Annotated in this window: 22 protein-coding genes; 15 read left to right on the forward strand and 7 right to left on the reverse strand. The window is 64.6% G+C overall.

Annotated features, from left to right (window positions below; genetic code table 11):
* Positions 1 to 3 precede the first annotated feature (3 nt).
* Positions 4 to 972 (reverse strand): carbohydrate ABC transporter permease, encoded by a 969-nt coding sequence (locus AOP73_RS03030; protein ID WP_201774486.1) that lies wholly within the window; start codon positions 970 to 972, stop codon positions 4 to 6.
* Between the two features lie 55 nt (positions 973 to 1,027).
* The gene (locus AOP73_RS03035; RefSeq protein WP_061963148.1) at positions 1,028 to 2,272 is read right to left on the reverse strand and encodes an ABC transporter substrate-binding protein; all 1,245 of its coding nucleotides are present in this window, start codon (positions 2,270 to 2,272) and stop codon (positions 1,028 to 1,030) included.
* A 113-nt stretch (positions 2,273 to 2,385) separates the two neighbouring features.
* Here AOP73_RS03035 and AOP73_RS03040 point away from each other — a divergent pair, with 113 nt between their 5' ends.
* From AOP73_RS03040 to AOP73_RS03070, 7 genes are all read left to right on the forward strand, one after another.
* Positions 2,386 to 3,522, forward strand: coding sequence for a glycoside hydrolase family 5 protein (locus AOP73_RS03040; protein ID WP_061963149.1), 1,137 nt, complete (start codon positions 2,386 to 2,388; stop codon positions 3,520 to 3,522).
* Entirely contained in the window at positions 3,515 to 4,261 is a 747-nt protein-coding gene (locus tag AOP73_RS03045; protein ID WP_061963150.1) for an IclR family transcriptional regulator, read from the forward strand. Before AOP73_RS03040 ends, AOP73_RS03045 begins: the two co-directional genes overlap by 8 nt.
* Positions 4,262 to 4,338: 77 nt before the next feature.
* Positions 4,339 to 5,316, forward strand: a complete 978-nt coding sequence (locus tag AOP73_RS03050) for a mannonate dehydratase (protein ID WP_061963151.1) — start codon at positions 4,339 to 4,341, stop codon at positions 5,314 to 5,316.
* 79 nt (positions 5,317 to 5,395) lie between these two features.
* Positions 5,396 to 6,217, forward strand: coding sequence for an RraA family protein (locus AOP73_RS03055; RefSeq protein WP_061963152.1), 822 nt, complete (start codon positions 5,396 to 5,398; stop codon positions 6,215 to 6,217).
* An 84-nt stretch (positions 6,218 to 6,301) separates the two neighbouring features.
* Entirely contained in the window at positions 6,302 to 7,585 is a 1,284-nt protein-coding gene (locus tag AOP73_RS03060) for an MFS transporter (protein ID WP_061963153.1), read from the forward strand.
* Between the two features lie 252 nt (positions 7,586 to 7,837).
* Positions 7,838 to 8,974 (forward strand): VanZ family protein, encoded by a 1,137-nt coding sequence (locus AOP73_RS03065; RefSeq protein ID WP_061963154.1) that lies wholly within the window; start codon positions 7,838 to 7,840, stop codon positions 8,972 to 8,974.
* 174 nt (positions 8,975 to 9,148) lie between these two features.
* The gene (locus AOP73_RS03070; protein ID WP_061963155.1) at positions 9,149 to 10,000 is read left to right on the forward strand and encodes an ATP-grasp domain-containing protein; all 852 of its coding nucleotides are present in this window, start codon (positions 9,149 to 9,151) and stop codon (positions 9,998 to 10,000) included.
* On the opposite strand, the gene AOP73_RS03075 is transcribed toward AOP73_RS03070, so the two are convergent.
* Positions 9,997 to 10,638, reverse strand: coding sequence for a GNAT family N-acetyltransferase (locus AOP73_RS03075; RefSeq protein WP_160295420.1), 642 nt, complete (start codon positions 10,636 to 10,638; stop codon positions 9,997 to 9,999). The two genes, AOP73_RS03070 and AOP73_RS03075, sit on opposite strands and share 4 nt — an antisense overlap.
* Positions 10,639 to 10,763: 125 nt before the next feature.
* Here AOP73_RS03075 and AOP73_RS03080 point away from each other — a divergent pair, with 125 nt between their 5' ends.
* Together AOP73_RS03080 and AOP73_RS03085 are read left to right on the forward strand one after the other, a co-directional pair.
* Complete coding sequence (locus AOP73_RS03080) at positions 10,764 to 11,255, forward strand: SRPBCC domain-containing protein (protein WP_061963157.1); 492 nt, start codon at positions 10,764 to 10,766, stop codon at positions 11,253 to 11,255.
* 28 nt (positions 11,256 to 11,283) lie between these two features.
* Positions 11,284 to 11,667 (forward strand): hypothetical protein, encoded by a 384-nt coding sequence (locus tag AOP73_RS03085; protein ID WP_061963158.1) that lies wholly within the window; start codon positions 11,284 to 11,286, stop codon positions 11,665 to 11,667.
* Between the two features lie 3 nt (positions 11,668 to 11,670).
* Here the strand turns inward: AOP73_RS03085 and AOP73_RS03090 are convergent, their stop codons facing one another.
* Entirely contained in the window at positions 11,671 to 11,934 is a 264-nt protein-coding gene (locus AOP73_RS03090) for a putative quinol monooxygenase (protein WP_201774487.1), read from the reverse strand.
* 118 nt (positions 11,935 to 12,052) lie between these two features.
* Between AOP73_RS03090 and AOP73_RS03095 the strand changes: the two genes are divergently transcribed.
* The 4 genes from AOP73_RS03095 (at position 12,053) to AOP73_RS03110 (ending at position 15,866) form a co-directional block, all read left to right on the forward strand.
* Complete coding sequence (locus tag AOP73_RS03095; protein ID WP_061963160.1) at positions 12,053 to 13,228, forward strand: MalY/PatB family protein; 1,176 nt, start codon at positions 12,053 to 12,055, stop codon at positions 13,226 to 13,228.
* A 16-nt stretch (positions 13,229 to 13,244) separates the two neighbouring features.
* Entirely contained in the window at positions 13,245 to 13,877 is a 633-nt protein-coding gene (locus AOP73_RS03100) for a hypothetical protein (protein WP_061963161.1), read from the forward strand.
* Between the two features lie 150 nt (positions 13,878 to 14,027).
* Positions 14,028 to 14,609 carry a copper chaperone PCu(A)C gene (locus tag AOP73_RS03105; protein ID WP_061963162.1) on the forward strand — a complete coding sequence of 194 codons (582 nt, stop codon included), beginning with the start codon at positions 14,028 to 14,030 and terminating at the stop codon, positions 14,607 to 14,609.
* Positions 14,610 to 14,612: 3 nt separating this feature from the next.
* Positions 14,613 to 15,866, forward strand: a complete 1,254-nt coding sequence (locus AOP73_RS03110; RefSeq protein WP_061963163.1) for a Dyp-type peroxidase — start codon at positions 14,613 to 14,615, stop codon at positions 15,864 to 15,866.
* Here the strand turns inward: AOP73_RS03110 and AOP73_RS03115 are convergent.
* Positions 15,863 to 16,885, reverse strand: coding sequence for a DNA topoisomerase IB (locus AOP73_RS03115; protein WP_369345512.1), 1,023 nt, complete (start codon positions 16,883 to 16,885; stop codon positions 15,863 to 15,865). The genes AOP73_RS03110 and AOP73_RS03115 overlap by 4 nt on opposite strands.
* Before the next feature lie 100 nt (positions 16,886 to 16,985).
* Here AOP73_RS03115 and AOP73_RS03120 point away from each other — a divergent pair, with 100 nt between their 5' ends.
* Both AOP73_RS03120 and AOP73_RS03125 read left to right on the forward strand, forming a co-directional pair.
* Positions 16,986 to 18,668: an ABC-F family ATP-binding cassette domain-containing protein gene (locus AOP73_RS03120; RefSeq protein ID WP_061963165.1), complete on the forward strand. Its 1,683-nt coding sequence runs from the start codon at positions 16,986 to 16,988 to the stop codon at positions 18,666 to 18,668.
* A gap of 71 nt (positions 18,669 to 18,739) precedes the next feature.
* Positions 18,740 to 19,291 carry a GNAT family N-acetyltransferase gene (locus AOP73_RS03125; protein WP_061963166.1) on the forward strand — a complete coding sequence of 184 codons (552 nt, stop codon included), beginning with the start codon at positions 18,740 to 18,742 and terminating at the stop codon, positions 19,289 to 19,291.
* A 9-nt stretch (positions 19,292 to 19,300) separates the two neighbouring features.
* Here the strand turns inward: AOP73_RS03125 and AOP73_RS03130 are convergent, their stop codons facing one another.
* Together AOP73_RS03130 and AOP73_RS03135 are read right to left on the reverse strand one after the other, a co-directional pair.
* Positions 19,301 to 20,386, reverse strand: a complete 1,086-nt coding sequence (locus AOP73_RS03130; RefSeq protein WP_061963167.1) for a P1 family peptidase — start codon at positions 20,384 to 20,386, stop codon at positions 19,301 to 19,303.
* A 14-nt stretch (positions 20,387 to 20,400) separates the two neighbouring features.
* Positions 20,401 to 21,039: a class I SAM-dependent methyltransferase gene (locus AOP73_RS03135; RefSeq protein WP_061963168.1), complete on the reverse strand. Its 639-nt coding sequence runs from the start codon at positions 21,037 to 21,039 to the stop codon at positions 20,401 to 20,403.
* Positions 21,040 to 21,043: the final 4 nt, after the last annotated feature.

A 21,043-nucleotide genomic window follows, 5' to 3' on the forward strand; every position in this document is an offset into this window, starting at 1 on the left:
CCGCTAGGCATTGTTCTGCCTTCTCTGTACGAGCGTATAGAACACGATGACGATCCCCGACGCCACAAACAAGAAATCCGCCACCGCGGCTCCTTGCCCAAAGTTGTTGTTATTGAATGAGAGAGTGTACGACCATGTCGATAGGAGCTGGGACGAGTTTCCCGGTCCGCCTTGCGTCAAGGTCCACACCAGGTCAAATTGCTTCAGGGTGTAGACAAACCCCAGCACAAGGAGCACTGCGGTCACCGGGCCCAGGGCGGGAACTGTGATGTACCAAAAGCGCTGCCAGTACCCCGCGCCGTCAATCTGTGCAGCTTCGTAGCGCTCCGTCGGAATGCTTTGTAGCCCTGAATGCAACAACACCAGGTTGAACGCGATCCCAATCCAGATATTGACGATGATGATAGATAGGAGCGCCGTGTCGGAGGAGGTCAACCAGTGCACGGGCGGCACTCCAAAGTGCCCAAGCAGCTGATTCAGAAAGCCATTCGGGTCCTGAAAGATAAACCGCCATGCAGTAGTTGCCACGATCGATGGCACCAACCAGGGCAACACGAGGAGCGCGCGGATGGTGGTGCTGAGTGGAAACCTGTTGTAAAAGAACAGGGCAAGCCCGAGGCCGATGACAAACTGGACGACAAGCGAGACAACCGTAAACACCGCCGTGTTGACGGCGGCACCTGCGAATCCCGGATCGTTGATAGCGGTGACGATGTTGTCCAGACCAACAAACTCAGAGGCGCCAGTGACCAACGATGCCAGGTCGTAGGACTGAAAGGTCAACCAGAAATTGAATGCCATCGGGTAGGCGAACATCAGCAAAAGGAACACCGTCACCGGGAGCAAGAAAACGAGGCGGCCGGCTACTACGCGAGTTGGCAACTGACGCCGTCGGGCACCCACCAGGTTTCCGGGCGCTCGAGTGCGCGAACGAGAGGCAGCCTCCACGTCCATCAGGGTTTCTCGTTTCATTTTGATCCCATCCGTTGGTCGGTCGGGGCTCCCCTCCAGCCCCGACCGAAGCGTGCTACTTGTCGCCCGAGGCTGCGGAGCTCTGTGCCGCGGCCATAGCATCTTCAGGCGATTCAGCGCCCGTGGCAATCTGCTGCAATGCCGCCGAGAGCGCCACCGTTCGCGACTGGTAGTTGGCACCGACCTCCTCGGTGCGTCCTCGCGAATTCTTCAACTGCTCGGCAAGTACCTCGAGGTGCGGGGCTGACTCGAGAACTGCCGCCTGCGCGGGGATGTAGGAAGGCAGGTACCCGAGAAATTCATCGCGCTCAGCGAGTCCTTCCGTGTCGGATGACCAAGAAATGATGCAGTCGTTCACGGCGGTGAGCGCCTCACCGGTGGCACCTACACCCGCAACCATCACTTCACCTCCGAACGGCACAATGGGAGCCTCACCGTCCTTGCTGACCTGTGTCGTGATGCCAATCTCTATTCCCGCCTCATCGGCGGTGTCGAGAAGCGCGTTGAGAGTCCACGTCCCTACTTGTGCCATGGCAAGGCGGCCTTCCACCAGCTCGTTGATGAGGTTGTCCGACTGCCATTGCAGCGAGGCTTGCGGGGCGGTGCCATCGACCAAGAATGACGCCCAGAATTCCGCTGACTCTACGGCCGCAGACGAGTCCAACTCGGCAATGGATCCGCCGGCCGACCATAGTTGAGCCCAGTAGTTCCACGACAGCGTCTCGCCAGCCGCAAACGTCTGCCCGAAGCCGTAGCGCCCGTCGGTGGTGAGCACCTGAGCTGCGTGGGACAGGTCCGCCCACGACTCTGGTGCGCTCAGTCCGGCGTCGTCAAGCAACTGCTTGTTATAGACGATGACCTCACCGTTGTTGCCCACCGGCAGGCCGTACTGCTCACCTTCATACTGGCCGGACTTGAAAGGGCCCTGAACAAAGTCGTCTGGATCCAGAGAACCGAGTTCGATGGGCGTCAACACCTCGGACTTTGCCAGCCCCGCAATCATTTGGTTGTCAGCGACAATGACGTCCGGGGCGTCGCCACTGGCGGTAAGTTGCACCGCCTTGTTGAGCAACTGGTCCGCCGGGACCTGCAACTGCTTGAACGCGTATCCGCCGTCCGCCGTGCAACCGTCAAAGAATTCTTGATACATGGTCAACTGGTCATCCGTGGCGTTCTGCGCGTACGTCAAAACTGTCAGCGGTTCGCCCTTCGACGCCTCACCCGGCGAGTCGCTACTGCAACTGGCGAGCACCGTCGCTGAGGCCGCGATTGTCGCGCCGATCAATAACGTCTTCTTCATTTCCAATACCCCTTTGTATCTCCCGGCGGTAGTCCCAACCGCTTCAAAATGAGTGGATCAGCAACGTAACACGCCTGTCGCATTATCTGCAACGGTGTTGTAATATGTGAGATATGAGCACATCGAAGAGTAGTCGACAGACAATCCCGGCCCAACCCAACTACGGGGACAGCCCCTGGTATGGATTCAACTTCCAGTGGATCTTCCGCGAGGATCATGAGACGCCAGCCGCCATCGCAGCGGACCAGAAGGCTCTGGATGCAATCGCCGATTGGGGCTTCAATTTTGTTCGAGTACCTGCGGACTATCGCTTTTGGGCTTCACCCGAAACCTATAAGACCCAAAATGACGTCGGCCTGGAATTGATCGATGGATACCTGGAGCAATGCCAGGAGCGCGGCTTACATATGTCCCTCAACCTTCATCGGGTTCCCGGATATTGCATCAACGGACAGGAGCTCGAACGGCGCAATCTTTGGGACGACGAGGTCGCGCAGGAGGGGCTCTACGCGATGTGGCGTGACTTTGCGGAGCGCTATCGCGACGTCCCTGCGAACGCACTGAGCTTCGACCTCATTAACGAGCTTCCCTCAGTAGGCGACGGTGGCTTTACCCGTGATGTCCACCAGCACATCATTCGCCGGATCGCCAACGATATTCGCGACATCAGCCCAGATAGGGTCATCGTCATCGATGGCCTCGATGGCGGCAATACTGCGATCCCGGAACTTGCAGACGTATCGGACGTGCAAAGTGGCCGCGGCTATGCGCCACACGGCCTTAGCCACTTCGGAGCAGACTGGTGGGATATCGCGTCAGGAATGGAACCCAGCGACGATGTCCGCGAGCGACTCACTTCTGCCCGGGAGGAATGGTGGCAGCAACAGACCGGCGGCATTGGCCCCGACTACCCCGGCGAATTTCATGGCCAGTGGTGGGATCGGGACGCGCTCCGTGACCACTATGCACAATGGGAGGCGGTCGAGCGCGGTGGATCTCGCGTCCACATCGGTGAGATGGGCTGTTACCGCCGTCTCCCAAACGATACGGCTCTGCGGTGGATGGCCGACACTCTCGAAGTTTTTGCCGAACACCGATGGGGCTGGGCACTGTGGAACTTCGAGGGGCCGTTCGGCTTGGTCAACACCGGTCGGACCGGCGCCCACCGGGCGCACCGAAACGGCTACGACGTCGACATCGAGATGCTCGACCTACTTATTGAACGAAGGGTAGATGGGAACAATGACTGACTCTCGCAATCGCGAACCCGCCTCATCTCTCACCATGGTGAAGGGACTCAGTGTCCTCGAATACGTCGCATCCCAATCTAGGACCCTTGGGGTCGGTGAAGTGGCGGCAGCGTTGGATATGGACAAATCCACGGTGTCGCGGATGCTCGCCGCACTCCGCACGTCTGGGTATGTGCGCCAGGGCCGCGACCGCCGCTATCAGCTGACCTCTAAGTTACTGGTGCTCAGCAGAAACTTCATCCCTGGCGAGCATCTGCGAGACGTGGCACGGGAGTCTGCGGTCGCGCTGCACCGTGAGTTCAACGAAGCGATACACGTCGCGGCTATCGACGCCGGCGAGATCGTCTTCGTCGACTATCTCGAGTCACCACTTGCGGTTCGCACCCAGTTGCCAACGGTTCCCGCACCTCTTCATTCAACAGCAATTGGTCGCGCCGCCCTTGCACATATGAACGAGCTGGACCGCCGCATCGCACTACGCGAATCCGCCAACGCAGCAGACTTACCTCTCAGCAAAGTCGACACCGAGGAACTAAGAACGTCGCTCGCGTCCGCAGAGCGAACGGGCTACGCGACCTACACGACGGACGACGAGGTCACCAGGCTAGCCGCGGCCATAGTTGACGAAACCGGGCCTATCGGCGGGATCAGCATTTCGGGCCCGTCGTATCGCATCAGTCCGCGCCTCACGGAGATCGGCGACGCCCTCGCAAGTACAACTGCGTTTGTCCGCGGATAGTCGCGCAGGCTTGACGCGCCCAATCGAACCCACGCTATCGACCACTGAAATCCAAGACAAAGCAACGGAGATCCTTCATGCTTGAAATCGCGGAAATGCTGCACCCTCAACTCGCGGGCACCGACCTCTGGCCACTCATGCGCCAGGCCGGGGTGACCCGCGCCGTCGGCACCTTCTATAGTTCTGATCGCCTCGAAGACGGAGAAAAGCCCTGGGATTTTCTCCCGATGCTGCGGCTCAAGCAGCAGTACAACGACTACGGCTTCCAGCTCGACGTAATCGAGGACCGGCCGCCGCTGAATCTCGCCAAGCGCGGCCTGCCCGGTCGCGACGCGGAGATCGAGCACGTCATTACCCTGATCGAGAGCATGGGCAAACTCGGAGTCCCCGTCTGGTGCTACCAGTGGATGGCAGACTTCAGTTGGTTGCGGACGTCCACCACCATCGCCTCACGCGGCGGTTCCACAGTGAGCGGCTTCGACAATTCGCTACTGATCGATGCCCCGCACACCGATGGTGGGCCGCTCGATGAGGACACGTTATGGGAATCGCTTCGCTACTTCCTTGACTGCGTCATCCCCGTGGCGGAGCAAGCGGGAGTGACGCTTGCAATGCACCCGGACGATCCCCCGCGAACCCCAGTGCGCGGCGTCGGTCGGATCATGAGCAGCATCGAAGGGTTCGACCGATTGCTCGAATTGAACCCGAGCGACTCCAACGCGATTACCTTCTGCCAGGGCAACTTTCGACTGATGACCGAGGACTTACCCGAGGCAATTCATCGCTTTGGCGATCAGGGAAAGATCGCATTCATCCACATGCGCGACGTTGAGGGCACCCGCGACCGGTTCGTCGAAACATGGCATGACGCAGGCCCCACCGACATGGCGGCCTGCTTCGAGGCATATCGCGACATCGGCTTCGACGGCGTGATGCGCGCGGATCACGTTCCGTCACTCATTGGCGAGGAGGACCAGGTTGCCGGCTACGCGACGCTAGGCCGGCTCTTCGCCGTTGGCTACCTTCGCGGATTGCAGCACGCCGCATACCGCTAGCCAAACACACCCGCGCCGTAATCAACGCCGGTAATCTCCGCCCGATGCAGCATCTTTCCCACCACCCGAAAGGCTTCCCATGTATATCCAACCACCAACTGACACACTCGTCGCCCTCAGTCCTGACTGGCACGGGGAGCGCTTTCCCGATGGCCGACCGAGGGTCTCAGATGCCGTCCTCGACGAACTTCGGAACGCCACCGCGGAGGAGATTTGGACCGTCCTGTGGGATGCGGGCTACGAGCGCCAGTTCGAGGGGAACTGGGAGCGTACGCACCCCGACAAGCGTCTTGTCGGACGAGCCGTGACTGCCCAGTTCTTACCGCAGCGCCCCGACCTGGACGCCGTGATGGTCAAGACCGCGAACGATGAGGGCCGCCCCACGCGATCTGAAAACCAAAATTGGCTAGTAGTCGAGTCACTTGTGGACGGCGATGTGATGGTCGTGGACATCTTCGGCAAGGTCTACGAGGGCACCGTGATTGGCGATCAGCTCGGCACGGCGATCAACGCTCGCACTAAGGCGGGTGCCGTAATCCACGGCGGCATCCGCGACCTCGAAGGCATATCGCAACTCGAGCACATCAACGTCTACTACCGTGGAACGGATCCCACCCCCATTCGCAACGTCACCCTCGCAGGACTAAACATTCCAGTGCGAATTGGCGGCGCCACTGCGATGCCAGGCGACGTGGTCATCGGCACACCCGCGGGAGTGCTTTTCCTCCCCCCGCACCTGGCGGAACGCGCAGCGCAGGATAGTGCGGAGACGCGGCGACGGGACGAGTTCGCCAAGTTGCGACTCCAGCAGGGGCGATACTCGACCTCCGACACCGACGTTGAGGTGTGGGCCGAACACGTGGCACGCGACTATCAGGAATGGTGCACGGCCCGCGGTTGAATCTCCAACCCGCGTGACCAACCTCACGCACAGGGCGACCCCACACCACAATCCCCTCAGCAGTAAAGGTGAGAGCATAAGTAGGTGCTATCCACCTACTCCGAAATCCTGAAGATTCCAGGCGCGAAGGCGTTTGCCTTCGCGGGCCTGCTGGCCCGCCTACCGATCTCGATGTTCAACATTTCGGTCATCCTGATGGTGCAGATTCAGTACGACAGTTACGAAATGGCCGGGCGCGTGGCGGCCATCGGCGTGCTGGTCTGGGCGCTGCAGACCATCCCCACCGCGCGGCTCACCGACCGCTTTGGACAAGCCGCCGTCATGTGGCCGCTGACCATCCTGCACGTCACCGGGGCCATCCTCGCAATCTGGACGGCGATGACGCAGGGCCCCGAATGGATGCTGTGGATCGCCGTGGTGCTCGCGTCGCTCTCCGGCCCCCTGGGTTCGCTGACCCGCGCCCGCTGGTCGCACATCCTGGAGTCCGACGACGACATCCACACGGCCTTCGCGCTCGAGGGCGTCCTTGACGAGATTCTGTTCATCGGCGGCCCGGCGCTCGCCACCGTTCTCGCGACGGCCATCTATCCACCGCTGGGCATCGTCGTCTCCGCCACCGCAATGGTGGTGGGCATCGCGATCCTGCTACCCCAACGAAGCACCCAACCCCCAACACGCAAGGAAACTGGCGGCGCGGGGCTCGGAATACGTATCCCGCCGGCGATTATCGCCGTCACGCTGATCGCCCTCGGCATCGGCACCATGTTCGGATCCTTCGACATCTCCACGGTGGCGTTCTCCGACGAGCAGGGTCACAAGGCCTGGGCCGGGGTGTTGCTCGGCATCGTCTCGGCAGGATCGTTCGTGGGCGGCCTGTTCTACGGTTCCCGCCGATGGAAGACACCGCTCTGGAAGCGCACCGTCATCGGGGCTCTCTTCCTCGGGCTCGGCTTCACCGCTATCAGCCTCTCGCCCAACCTGATCGTGTTCGCCGTCATCGGTTTCGTCGCCGGCGCCACTATTGCCCCGTCCCTGACCAACGCGGACACCGTCGTGCAACGCGTGGTCAAGCGCGATCAGATCACCGAAGGTATGGCCTGGGTGCGGATCGGCATGGGAGCCGGGGTCGCGCTCGGCGCATGGATCGCCGGGGTGCTGATCGAGCGCGCGGGAGCCCATGCTGGGCTCTACACCTCCGCAGGTGCGGGTCTCGCGGCGTTCGGCATTGCCGTCCTCACCATCCCCATGTTGCGTCACGGTACCGAGCGACTCGATCACGACCCCCAGGCACAGGATGCCCCCTCGCCTAACGAGGTGCACGAACTAGACGAATACGTCGAGCAGCCCCCACTGGGCCCCAAGCTCTAGCCAATCTAGCCAGCGCAGTGCCATCGGGACGAACGTCCCGGAACCACGCACGGCCCGCACCGTAGAGTTAACGGGAACGGATCGCCACAACGTCGTTGCACCGTAGATCTGGTGGTCACATTCATCGTTGCGTTGGCGGTGGTCACCCGACCCTGTCCGGGCCCGGTTACATCCCTCAGCACTACTGTTGCCGGGTTCGGATATCGGGCCGCGGCACAGGAGAAATCACATCGCTGGCCTAGGCTCGGCTACATGGATCAGTACCGCGTCAACGCGATCGTCACCGTGTTTGCCACCGGCGCACTCATCCCCCTCGCGATGCTGCCGATCCTCGCGCGCGTGGTGCGACGCTACGGACGCCTGCGCGGATGGCCCATGATCTCCGCGCTGGGATTGCTGGGTTCGGCGGTCGCACTGGGGACGTTCACCGTCTTCCCGTTGCCGCGGCCGAGTTCCGTCGAGTGCCCATCGCCCAACCTGCGCGACTACTGGCAAACCGACCTGTTCGCGTCCATCAAACCCATCGCCAGCCAAGCCGCGGTGATTGGCTGGGAGGCGACGAGCACCTCCGCAATATTCCTCCAGGTCGCGTTCAACGTGCTGCTCTTTGTCCCGTTCGCCTTCTTCCTGCATCAGGTCACTCGCTGGAATGGGCTCGGTGTCATCGTCGCCGCGTTCCTGACCTCCGGACTCATCGAAGCGACTCAGGGCACGGGCTTCTGGGGCATCTACCCCTGCCCGTATCGCCTGCTTGACGTGGACGACGTCGTGGCCAACACCATCGGCGGCGTAGTCGGGGTGGTCATCTCGTACATCGCCATCGGCATCCTGCCCTTCACCACGCCCAAGAAGGTCCCGGACCTGGACCCGCCGTCACTGGGTCGGCGCACGCTGGCAGGATTCATTGATCTGGCGCTGATCGCGGTACTCGCGGTGGCGGCGCAGGGCGTCCAGGCGTTCTCTGTAGCGCTGACCGACGGGCGCGAGGCCGCGGAGGATCTGCTCGCCTCCGGCAAGATCCCCCTCGTCATCGTGCTGGTCGCGGCGCTCGCGATCGCGTGGCTATTCCCGGCACTGCGTCGAGACCGGGCCACCCCGGGCCAGGTCACCGTCAACATTGCACCCGCGCGCCTCAACTCGCCGCGACGGCATGCAGCGCTGTGGCAGGTCACCGTGAGATTTGCAGTGCGATGGCTGCCGATGGCACTCCTGCCGTTCATCTACGTCCTCGTGGTGCCCATGATCGAGTTCGCGTGCGCCGTGGTGCGGCGCGACAACCGGACCGTGTCCGAGCTCGCCTCGGTCACCCTCACCCGCACCAGGCCCGCCATCCGGGCGGACCAGCACATGGCCGCGTCCGAGACCCAGGTGCTGCCCCGCGTCGAGTGACGGGTGCTTGGAGGTCACGACATGAGTGAGCACGAGCCCGTTCCAGGCGTGGCTATCAGCCACCACGGCATCATTTCCCGCGGGGTGATTGCTCACAATGACTGTGCGCCGTGCCCGCCACCATCTTCCTGGATGAGGGATCTCGCGGCCGTCAATGCCCCCTAGGCTGGCGGCATGACTGCTCGCATCGCCCTTGTGACCACCGTCGACCTGCCCGTGCCCGATGCCGACGAGACCATGCTGCTTCCTCACCTTCCCGAGGCGGAGTTGGTGTGCTGGGACGACCCGAACGTGGACTGGTCCACGTACGACGCCGTCATCCTGCGCTCGACGTGGAATTATCACGACAACCTGGACGCGTTCCTGCAGTGGGCCGAGCGCGTCTCTCGCGTTTCTACGTTGCACAATCCCCTCGAGACCATCGAGTGGAACACGGATAAGCGCTACCTTGCGGACCTGGCTGAGCGCGGATTTCCGGTGGTCCCCACCACGTTTGTGGATCCAGGGCAGCCCGTGCCTGACGACGTGGTGGTACCCCTCGACGCCCACCTCGTGGTCAAGCCGTCGGTAGGCGCCGGCTCCAACGGGGCCAAGCTCTTTCACGGCGACGAGGCCGCGGCCCGCGCACACCTTGAGGCTCTCCATGCCAGCGGTAAGACGGCGATGATCCAGCCGTACCTCGCCCAGATCGACGAGGTGGGCGAGACCGCGCTGATGTACGTGGGCGGACAGTTCTCTCACGCCGCACGCAAGGCGGCGATCCTGTCGCGAGACATGTCCTGGGAGACCGGAATCTATGCCGACGAGAAAGTGGTGGGCACGCATGCCTCCACTGCGGAACGCGAACTCGCGGACGCCATCGTCGCGTCGCTACCCCCGCTCGCCTATACGCGTGTCGACCTGTTACCAACGCCGGACGGACCAGTGGTTCTCGAACTCGAACTAACCGAGCCCAGCCTGTTCCTGGGGCTGAGCGAGGGTGCGCCGGAGCGTGCCGCCGCGGCCTTCCGCGCTCTGCTGTCCTAGTCCACCAGGCGAAAGTCCACCCGCGTCTGGTAGATCAGGTGGCCGTCCATGATCTCGCGGCGTTGAACTGCGGAGCGCGTCCACCCCTGGCGCTGGAAGAACGTGAAGGCTGGCTCGTTGCCGTCAACGACCCACGCCCGCACCTCGTCACACCCGCTCGCCAACAGGCGCTTGATCGCGACACGCGTGAGCTTGCGACCGATTCCTTCGCGCCAATGCAACGACGACACATACAACACGGCCAACTCGCCGATGCGGCGGGGACCGGGCCCCTGGGCGTCGCCATCGCCGTCTGAACCCTCTCCATCGGAATCCACAGTGGCGGGTGCGGTGACGGCTCGGCGTGCCCCGGCATCGGCCGCTGGGTTGTCGGTGTTGGGCACGCCCGCGTTGGCGAAGCCAACAATGACGCCTTGAAGTTCGGCGACCAGGCGCACGGCCCCGGGTGGGGTGGGTGCCGCGAGCGCGGTGGCGAGCTGCTTGTGTCGCTCGCCCACGGAAATCCCGGCGAGAAGCTCAGCCGGCATCAAATCCTCGTACGCGGCGAGCCACGAGTCGACCAACACCTCGGCAATCCCCCGAGCATCGGCGACTGTGGCGTCGCGCACCACCACTTTGGGCCGTCTAAACAAGTTCATCGTCCCAGGGTACGGCGCGGTTGCTTGACCGGCACGGCGCCGTGCCAGCACTCTAGGGGTACACGGACTCATCCGTGTGGATCGCCGACTGTTGCGTCACATGCGACTCAAGCCAAGGGACCGAGATGATCCACCTCACCATTGAGGTATCCGAGGAGCCACCGCAGATCGTCATGACCGAGCGGATGCCCTACCCCCGGGACAAGGTATGGCTGGTTCACACGGAGGCGTTGTACCTCAAGGAGTGGTGGGCACCCACGGGCTATGAGAACACCTGGGTGGACACCAACCCCGAGCCCGGCGGCACCTGGCGGGTGGTTCAACGCGACCCTGAGGGCAACGAGTTCAGTTTCTACGGCCACTACACCGAGGTCGAACGCCATAAGCGCATGGTGCAGTCGCGCACGTCGGAGATCTTTCCCGATGCTGGCATGCAGATCACTCTCGAATTCTCGGAGATTCCCGGCGGCACGCAGATCGTCACGACCCAGGATTTCCTGACCGAGCGCAACCTGCAGGGCTACTTGCAACTCGGCGGCCTGGAACGCGATCGTGAGGCAAGTGCGCGCCTCGACGCGCTGCTCGGGCAAATGATGCCCCGCGACGATCGTCGGTAGCCACACACCTACGGGGTAGGGTCGGCCCATGAACGAGACCCAGCGTGCGAGCGAATATGTCGGCATCTACGATGCCGACGGTGGGGTCCGCGGCGAGCTCACCTACGTCGTGGGTCACCTCATCGGAACCAAGCACTGTGCGCTGTGCGACATCACGCACTCACCCATTCGCCGCAAACCCGAGTGGAAGGCGATGGTCGCGCGCCTCGGCGTCCCATTCCGCCTGCTGCACCGCAACGAGATGCCCGCAGATATCGCGGCCGCGGTCGCCGGTCGCGAACTCGCGATCGTTCTCGCCAAGGTGGATGGCAGGTGGGTCGAGGCATTGAGCTCGCAGCAATTGGAGGCCGTTCATGGTGACGTCCCCGCGCTCGAGGCGGCACTGCGCGCGAGCGTCAGCCCCGCGGGATGATTCCTAACGGACTGACACCGGCGCAGTCTCGACCCGGGTGCCGAAACCCAGAATCACCGGCTTGGCGGCGGCTATCGCGGCCTTGACGTGATCCAACTCCAGGGACGCCGCGTGCGCCTCCTTGCTCTCCCACACCTCGGTGACCCAGACCAGGCTCGGGTCCTCGGCATCGGCCGCGACGACGTAGCTGAGGCAACCGGGGAGATCCGCCGATGCGTCCGCAAGCGCGCTGAGCAGGACGCCCCGGTTTTCCGGTAGTACCAACATGCTTCCCATAAGCCCGTACATGAATGCCTCCGTCGTAGGTGTGCAACGCTGCCTCCACGATAGCGAGCGCTGGAACTGGGGTTGGCCGCGCGCCGCAGCCAAGTGCCACACTGGAGGTATGACTGTGCCTGCCTCGCCCCGACCCAATCCGCTCACCGTTCCCACGCTCGACGCATTGAAGGCGCGCACCAGCGCCAAGTGGGGGCGCTTTGAGCCGGACGTGCTGCCGCTCTACGTGGCGGAGATGGACGTTGAGTTCGCGCCTGCCGTTCGCGACGCCCTCGCCAGGGCCGTCGCCACCGGCGACGTGGGCTACCGCACCGGCACCGCGTACGAGGAATCACTCGTGAGCTTCGCTGCCGAGCGCTGGGACTGGCCCACGCTGGCAGTCGAACACATTGTCGCCGTGCCCGACGTCATCACCGGCTACACGGACGCCATCACGCTGGTGACCGACCCGGGCGACGCGGTCATCATCAACCCACCCGCGTACCCGCCGTTTTTCTCGTTCGTCAAGGGTGCTGGTCGCCGCATCGAGGAGTCCCCACTGGGCGCGGACTTCCGGATCGACCTCGAGTCGCTGGAGGCCGCCTTTCAGCGCGCCACCACCGGCGGGCGTCCGGCGGCGTACCTGCTGTGCAACCCGCACAACCCCACGGGCACACTGCACACGCGCGCCGAGCTCGAGGCCGTCGCGGCTCTCGCGGCTCGCTACGGCGTGCGGGTGGTCGCCGACGAGATCCACGCACCGTTGGTCTACACCGACGCTTCCTATACGCCGTACTTGTCCGTCGCAGGCGAGCGGGCCGATGCCTTCTCGCTGATGTCCGCCTCCAAGGCCTGGAATCTCGCGGGGGTTCCGGCCGCGCTGCTGATCGCAGGCACCGACTCGACTGGGGACCTGGCTCGCTACGTGTCGGTCCCGCGCCACGGTCCCAGCCAGCTGGGTGCGCTCGCTCAGACCGCGGCCTACACCCAGGGTGGTCCGTGGCTCGATGACCTCGTCGCGGGACTGGATGCGAACCGTCACCTCCTGAAAGCACTGCTCGCGGAGAAGCTACCCAAGGCGGGGTTCACGTGGCCGGAGTCGACCTACCTCTCATGGGTCGACCTCAGCGCGTACGACCTTGCCGGCGAGGACCCTTCCGAATTCTTGCACCGCGAGGCTCGCGTGATGCTCAACTCGGGGCCCACGTTCGGCACGGGCGGGGCGGGCCATGTGCGCATCAACTTCGCGACATCGCCGGCCATCCTGACCGAGGCGATTGACCGCATCGCTCACGTGGTGGGCTGAGTGCCATAATCGACCCATGCCCCTGACCGCCGCGAGCCGGCTTGCCCGCGCCCTGACTGGCGCGGCGTTGTCGACGCTGGTGGCGCTTGGATCGCACGTGCTCGCCGGTGGCGCCATGCCGTCCGCGCCAGGAATCGCGGTCCCGCTGCTGCTGTCGACCGCGGTGTGCTTCCAGTTGGCGGGCAGGGAATTGTCGCTTTGGCGGCTAGGCATCGCAGTCGTCGCGAGCCAATGGATTTTCCACCAGCTCTTTGTGCTCGGCGCACCCGGCGTGGGATTGAGCTCGCATGGCGGCATTCACGCCGGCCACGACGTGGGGTCAATCTCGGTGACCGGCGGTGGTCAGCTCCACGCCCACGGCGGCAGCGGGATGACGGTGTCACACCTAGCGGCCGCCGCAATCACCGTCGCAGCGCTCTTCAAGGCGGAACAGCTCCTGGCCGCGTTGGCCACGGGCGCCGCCCGCGTGAGGTCGAGCGTAGGCTCACGGACCTGGGCCGGCCTACTGGCGCGCCTGCTCGCACCATCCGTCCTCCTTAACTCGCCTTCCCCTGCGGCGACCGTCAACGACCAAGACGCGTGCCCGCCGGAACTGGACGCAGCTTCGTCACCCGTCTCGCGGCGCGGGCCGCCCGTGCTCCACGGCTGACCCCCCCCACCAGCGAGTCCCCTGTAGAACTCGCGTCATTGTGCCGCGCCCAAACGGCGGTCGCGTCGCACGTGCATCAAGCGTGCGCAAGCCGCGGCATCCCCACATTTTCGACGCACGTGCGTCCCCACCTTTGAGACGAGAATCCCCATGACCTTCACCACTCTTCGCACCACCCGGCTGTCACGCCTGGCTGTCCTCGCGGCGGTCTCCACCGTTGCCCTGGCCGCCTGCTCAAGCACCTCCGCATCCACCGCGGCGGACTCCACTACCGTCACCGACCCATGGGTCAAGACAGTCGACGAGGGCATGACTGCCGCTTTCGGTGTCATCACCAACACCTCCGGCGAGGACATCACCATCGTGTCGGCAACCACCGATGCCGCCCCCACCGTGGAGTTGCACGAGACGGCCATGGGCGATGACGGCGCCATGTCGATGTCACCCATCGATGGAGGATTCGTGGTCCCCGCGGGCGGCTCGCTGACGCTGGAGCCAGGCAGCTTTCACATCATGCTGATGGGCGTCACGGAGCCCATTCGAGCGGGAGATGACGTCAACGTCACGCTGACGTTCTCCGACGACTCCACCTTGGACGTCACCGCCACCGCCAAGGACTTCACCGGTGCCAACGAGGACTACGACGGCGGCGACACCATGGATGGCATGGACATGGGTCACGACTCGACGAGCCCGAGCGCAGACTCCATGAACATGGAAGGCGACTCCTAAGCGATGACACCCACTCGACCGGTCGGCGACAACGCCGCGGCTCGGGGTCGAGGCGCAACCCGGCGGGGGTTCCTCTTCGGAGGGGCCGCCGCCGGCGTTGGCGTCGCAGCCGGTGTCGCGCTCGCTGGCACACCCGCCCTCGCGGCAGACCCCAAGCCTGATTCCACGGGGGTCAATGGCTCCCGCACCGTCGCGTTCCACGGCACCCACCAGGCGGGCATTGAGACTCCCGTCGCGTCCTACGTCACCTACCTCGCACTCGACCTGCACCGCGAAGTAGACGCCGATGGGCTCCGTCGGCTCATGAAGCTCTGGAGTGATGATGCGGCACGACTGACGGCGGGCACGCCCGCGCTCGCGGACACTGAGCCCCATCTTGCAGAAGACCCAGCCGGCTTGACGGTCACCTTCGGCTTTGGGCCAGGGGCACTCGACCGCGCCGCCACATCCAAGCGCCCCTCGTGGCTGAGGCCCCTGCCGGCCTATGACATCGACAAACTCGAGGAGCGGTGGTCCGGTGGCGACCTCATCGTGGTCGTGTCCGCAGACGACCAGGTACCGATGGCACACGCGACACGCATGATCCTCAAGGATGGCCGCGGGTTCGCGTCCCTGCGATGGCGCCAGGATGGCTTCCGACGCGCCTACGGGTCGCAGCCCGGTGGCACCACGATGCGCAATCTCTTCGACCAGGTGGACGGAACTGCCAACCCCAGGCTGGGAACTCCCGACTTCGACACCGTCGTGTGGGCCACCGGGGACGACTGGATGGCCGGCGGCACTTCACTCGTGCTACGCCGCATCGAGATAGCCATAGAGACATGGGACGAGGTGGACACCGTTGGCCGCGAGAACGCCATCGGCCGCACCGTCACAACTGGAGCACCCCTCACCGGCACGGCGGAGACCGACGAACCCGATTTCGAGGCGATCGGGCCACACGGTTTTCCGGTGATCTCAGATGTCTCCCACGTGCGTCGCGCTCATCACCACTTCACCGGCGCCCGCATCTTCAGGCGTGGATACAACTACGACCTTGGTCCGACACCAGGGGCGGACGACTCCGTGGTCTCGAACACCGGGTTGCTCTTTGCGTCGTATCAGGCGGACGTCGACGCGCAGTACGTGCCGATCCAGGAAGCACTCGCCAAGGCGGATCTGATGAACGTGTGGACCACGCCCATCGGCTCAGCAGTCTTCGCGATTCCCCCGGGATGCGCCGAGGGCGAGTACGTGGGCCAAGGCCTGCTGGGCTAGCGGCGACGCTTGGTGCGCCCCTTCACGCGTCTCAAGGCCGCGTTGATGCGTAGTGGCGCCGTGGTGAGGAGCGCGAGGGTGGCGCGCTCGCACGCGTCTCGCTGGTTGTCGTACGCCTCACGCAGGTCCTCCACCTCATCATCCGCGAGCGCCGGGGCGATCGAGTAGCCGTCCTCCCACAGGTCAACCAGGCGTGGGTCGACGTACGAGGCGCGCGCCACCGCCGGCGTGTTGCCCAGTACCTCGGAGACCCGGCGCATGACGGAGGCGACCTCACGCGTGCGCTTGGTGGCGCTCAGGTCAGCGGCGGCGGGGAGCTCCGCGAGTGCAGTCGCAGCCAGCACCGTCCCGTGCCAGGTGCGGAAGTCCTTGGCTGACATGTGCCCGCCCACCACCTCCTGCACGTACTCGTTGATATCGCTACTGGTGATGTCCCTCCACGTGGCGGGGGACGTGGACTCACGCCACGCGAGGAGTTCGGGGTCGTCGTCGCCGCGGCGTTTGAGGGTCGAGATCGCCTCGGCGCACGCCTCGTCGCGGAGCACCAGGGTGCGCTGCTTGCCGGACTTAGCAACGTAGTCGAACTCGATGCCCTTGGCACCCACGGTGACGTGATCGCGCCGCAATGTGGCAAGACCGTACGAGCCATTGTCCAGCGCGTAAGTCTCGCCTCCCACGCGGAAAAGCCCGATGTCCAGGAGACGGAACGCCACGGCCAGCACGTGCCGGCGCGACATGTCCGCGAGGGTGAGGTCGTGGCCCACCGCCTCGCGGGCCGCCGGCAGGGCGTGCGCCGTTTCCAGCACGCGCTGATGCTTCTCGCGGTCACGGGCCACTCGCCATGCCGGGTGATAGAGGTACTGGCGTCGTCCGGCCTCGTCAGTCCCCATGGCCTGCAGGTGACCGTTGGGCCACGGGCAGATCCACACATCGGTCCACGCGGGAGGGATCACCAGGTCCTTACAGCGGGCGATCACCGTGGCATCGGAAACCCGTGCTCCCTCTTCATCGAGAAACACCCAACCACGGCCCGCGCGCCGGCGAGCCAAACCAGGAGACGAGGGGCGCGAGCGCCGTAAGCGTGCCATAAGTCATTTGTACCCCGCGTACCCTTCTGGGGTGGGCCATCTTCAGATAAGTGACGTTTCCTTTTCCCTCGACGACGGACGCATGCTGCTGCGTGACGTCACCCTCAAGGTGGGTGAGGGCGACGTGATTGCCCTCGTGGGCCCCAACGGGACCGGTAAGACCACCCTGACGCGCATCGCCCGCTCCGATCTCGCGCCGCACGAGGGCACGGTCGCCGTGACGGGAAACCTGGGTGTGATGACGCAGTTCATCGGCTCCGTGCGCGACGAGTCAACCGTTGCGGACCTCTTGCTGTCCGTCGCGCCGCCCAAGTTGCGCGCGCTCGCCGAGCGAGCCACGGCATCGGAGGCCCGGATGTACGAGACGGGCACCGAGAAGGACCAGATGGCCTACGCCGATGCGGTCATTGCCTGGGGCGACGCCGGCGGCTACGAGCTCGAGACACTGTGGGACGTGTGCACGGTCTCCGCGATGGGGATCCCTTTCGATAAGGCACGCGACCGTGAGGTGTCGACGCTGTCGGGTGGCGAGCAGAAGCGCCTGGTGCTCGAGGCGCTGCTCCGCGACGACCACGATGTGCTGATCCTGGATGAGCCGGACAACTACCTCGACGTGCCGGGAAAACTGTGGCTCGAGGAGCAGTTGGTCGCATCTCGCAAGGCGATCCTGCTGGTCAGCCACGACCGCGAGCTACTGAACCGTGCCGCCACCAAGGTCGCGACCCTCGAACGCAATAGCCACGGCAACACGCTATGGATCCACCCTTCCGGCTGGTCGACCTACCGCGAGGGACGCGAGGCTCGCATCGCTCGCATGGAAGAGGACTTGCGCCGCTGGGACGAGGAGCACGCGCGCATCAAGGACTTAGTGAGGACCATGCAGGCGCGAGCGGCCAGCAGTCCCGACATGGCCAACCGCTACGCCGCGGCCAAGACCAAGTTGCGCAAGTTCGAAGAGGCCGGCAAACCCGAGCCCATCCCACTGCCGCAGTCCGTCAACATGAAGTTGCGGGGAGGGCGCACAGCCAAGCGGGCCGTGGTGATCGAGGAGCTCGAGCTGACCGGGCTGATGAAGCCGTTCAGCACGGAGATTTGGTACGGCGACCGCGTGGCGCTGCTGGGCGCGAACGGCTCGGGCAAGTCGCACTTCCTACGTCTGCTCGCGGCCGGGGGCTCCGACCCCGATCTGGAGCACCAGCCCGTGGGGGACGTGGCACCCAAGCCGGTCGCCCACACGGGTCACGTGGCACTGGGACCCCGCGTGCGCTCGGGCTGGTTCGCGCAGACCCACTCACACCCCGAATGGCAGGGTAAGACACTGCTCGACCTGCTGCACCGCGGCGACGCGCACCGCAAGGGGCTGGATCGCTCGGCCGCGGAGAGCGTGCTGGACCGCTACGGCCTGGGAGCCTCGTCGGAACAGAAGTTTGAAAGCCTGTCCGGGGGCCAGCAGGCACGCTTCCAGGTGCTATTGCTGGAGCTCGCAGGGGCGACCATGTTGCTGCTCGACGAACCCACCGACAACCTGGACCTGGAGTCGGCTGAGTCGCTCGAGAGCGCGCTGATGTCCTTTGAGGGTGCGGTCATCGCAGTGACTCACGACCGCTGGTTCGCGGCCAACTTTGAGCGGTTCCTGGTCTTTGGCGAGGACGGCAACGTGACCGAGAGTTCCGAGCCCGTGTGGGACGTGGGCCGGGTCGACCGCGAGCGCTGACCCAGCCGCCTGACCGGCGCGTGCCAGGCGCGTGCCAGGCGCGTCGCCACGTGTCGCGGCATACTGGGGATATGGCATTCTCACCTCTCACGACCGGCAGGCTCACCCTTCGCGCGATGGTGCCAGGGGACGCGGCGGACCTCGCGGAGCGTCGCAGCGACCCCGCGACCGCGCGCTACCAGGCCTGGGTGGTGCCGTACCCGGTCGAGAGCGCGCAGGCGCTCATCGACGCGATGGTCGAACGCGGCGACGTGACCCCGGGCGAGTGGTTTCTGCTGGCGGTCGAGCGCACCAAGGACGGACGCATCGTGGGTGACGTCGGCATTCGACTTTCTGAGGACAGCCACACCGCGGAGATCGGTTACACCCTGCACCCCTGGGCGCGCGGCCACTACTTCAGCACCGAGGCGACCGGTGCCGTGTGTGACTACGTCGTCAACGTGCTGGGCGTGCACCGCATCGAGGCCACGACAGACCCCGGAAATCTTCCGTCGGTGCGCGTACTGGACCGACTGGGGTTCATCCACGAGGGAACCAAGCGCGAGTCCTACTGGGTAGGCGACCGCATCACCGATGACGCGATGTACGGACTGCTGGCGCGCGAGTGGAAGCAACGTCAGTAAGTGGACTAACTACCTCACCGGGTAGTCGGCCGCGCTCGGCACGATTCCGCCGTAGGCGCCCTTGACCAATACCGTCCGTGCGCTACGGCACGCGTCGTAGATGCTTTCCTGCACCGCCTTTGCTGCGGCGTGTCCGATCAGGTCCACCTGCAGGTGAATGTCAGTCGCGGATTCCTTGAAGTACTGCGCGGTGGAGTTCAGCGGATCCGTTACGCGCGCGGTGGAGAACACAAAGACGGTGTCGCCGTCACCTGCGGTGTGTACAGGGTTGATGGCCCGCACCTGGCCGTGGGCCGCGAAGTGCGCGACCTTCTCGTAGTGCTCGAGCGACCCCAGGTCCACGTTGATGCCCACCACCGTGATGGTCGTGTTGTGTTCGCTGCTACCCGCGTCGGCGCGCGTAAGGAACTCCGCGAGCTCCTCGTAGCTGGAGAAGCCGCCGTTCTCGTCGCGGTTGCCCGCAAGAATCTGGCCGTTGGGGAGCACCACGTTGCCTACCGCGTTCACGACCGACATCGCGCAGACGGTGATGCCGCCGCCGGGGTTACCGCTGGCGATGTCCACGCGAGCGTTTCCCACACCGCCCTTCATGGCGGGATTCGATGCCCCCATGTCCAGCCAACGGTACTTGCCAACGGAAGCGCCGGTGCCGGCGCCCACGTTGCCGCTTGCTATCGGCTCGGCCGTCGCATTGGCGTAGGCCTCCCGGCCATAGTCAGCGCTGAACGGCGCGACTTCCATGCCCAAGTCGTAGATCGCGGCGCCGGACACGGAGGGGTTCACGATGGTCCCGTCCGGGCCCGATGTTGCCCCGACACCGTCTGCGCGCATCGCCTCCATGAGGCCCGCGCCCGTCAGCAGGCCGGTGCTCGAGCCACCGGACACGAAGATGCCGCCGATGCCGTAGTTGGTGTGCCCCCCGCGCAGGCCCTCGAGGTTGAAGCCCCCGGCGCCGCCGCCATACGCCTTGACTGCGGCAGACAGCGGCCGGTCAAACACCACGGCGGTGCAACCAGTCAGCGCATCCACGTGCGTCGCATGACCCACCCTCACGCCGTCCAGCGCGGTCAGGGTGTTGTTCCTGACGTGTGACATGGCTGGGCTCACCGTCACGCTTCCGACTTGGACCACGTCAGCGTGTAGCGGTAGAGCAGGTGGTTCTTAATCTCGCAGCCGGGAAGGATCTCGATGGCGGCATCGCGCACCTCGTCGAACGTGTGCGGGGGCGGCCATGCGCTGGGAGTGTCGTGGTCCCACCATCCGCGCCACAGCCGCTGCGCCTTGTCCGCGAACGACGCGCCAATCTCCTTGGGCACGGTCTTCATGGTGCCCCTGCTAGCGCCCACGACGAGCACCACACCTCCCGGCGCCACCAACTCCTTGAGCCGCTCAAATCCGGTGGCGATGTCGACGTGATGCAGCACGGCGATCGCACTGACGACGTCGTAGCCCTCGCGCGGCAGGTCGTAGGTGAGGAAGTCCCCCTCGAGGTAGTCGATGCCGGTGGTGTCCTGAGCCAGCGCGCGCTCGAGTGTGGGGCCATCCTCATCGATGGCCGTGACGGCCAGGTGGCGTGACGCAAGCTCACGGGCGAACATGCCCTCGCCACAACCCACGTCGATCGCGGTACGCGCGTTCTCCGGAATCAGGTCAACAACCCGGCGCTGGTAGTGAATCGAGTAGTTCCAGCGGCGATCGTCGTCGACCACTTTCTTGGGGGCATCGGCTTTCTCTAGTTCCTCGCTCATGCAT

Origin of the sequence: Demequina aurantiaca, from assembly GCF_000975135.1 — a bacterium.
In the GTDB taxonomy this organism is placed as follows: domain Bacteria; phylum Actinomycetota; class Actinomycetes; order Actinomycetales; family Demequinaceae; genus Demequina; species Demequina aurantiaca.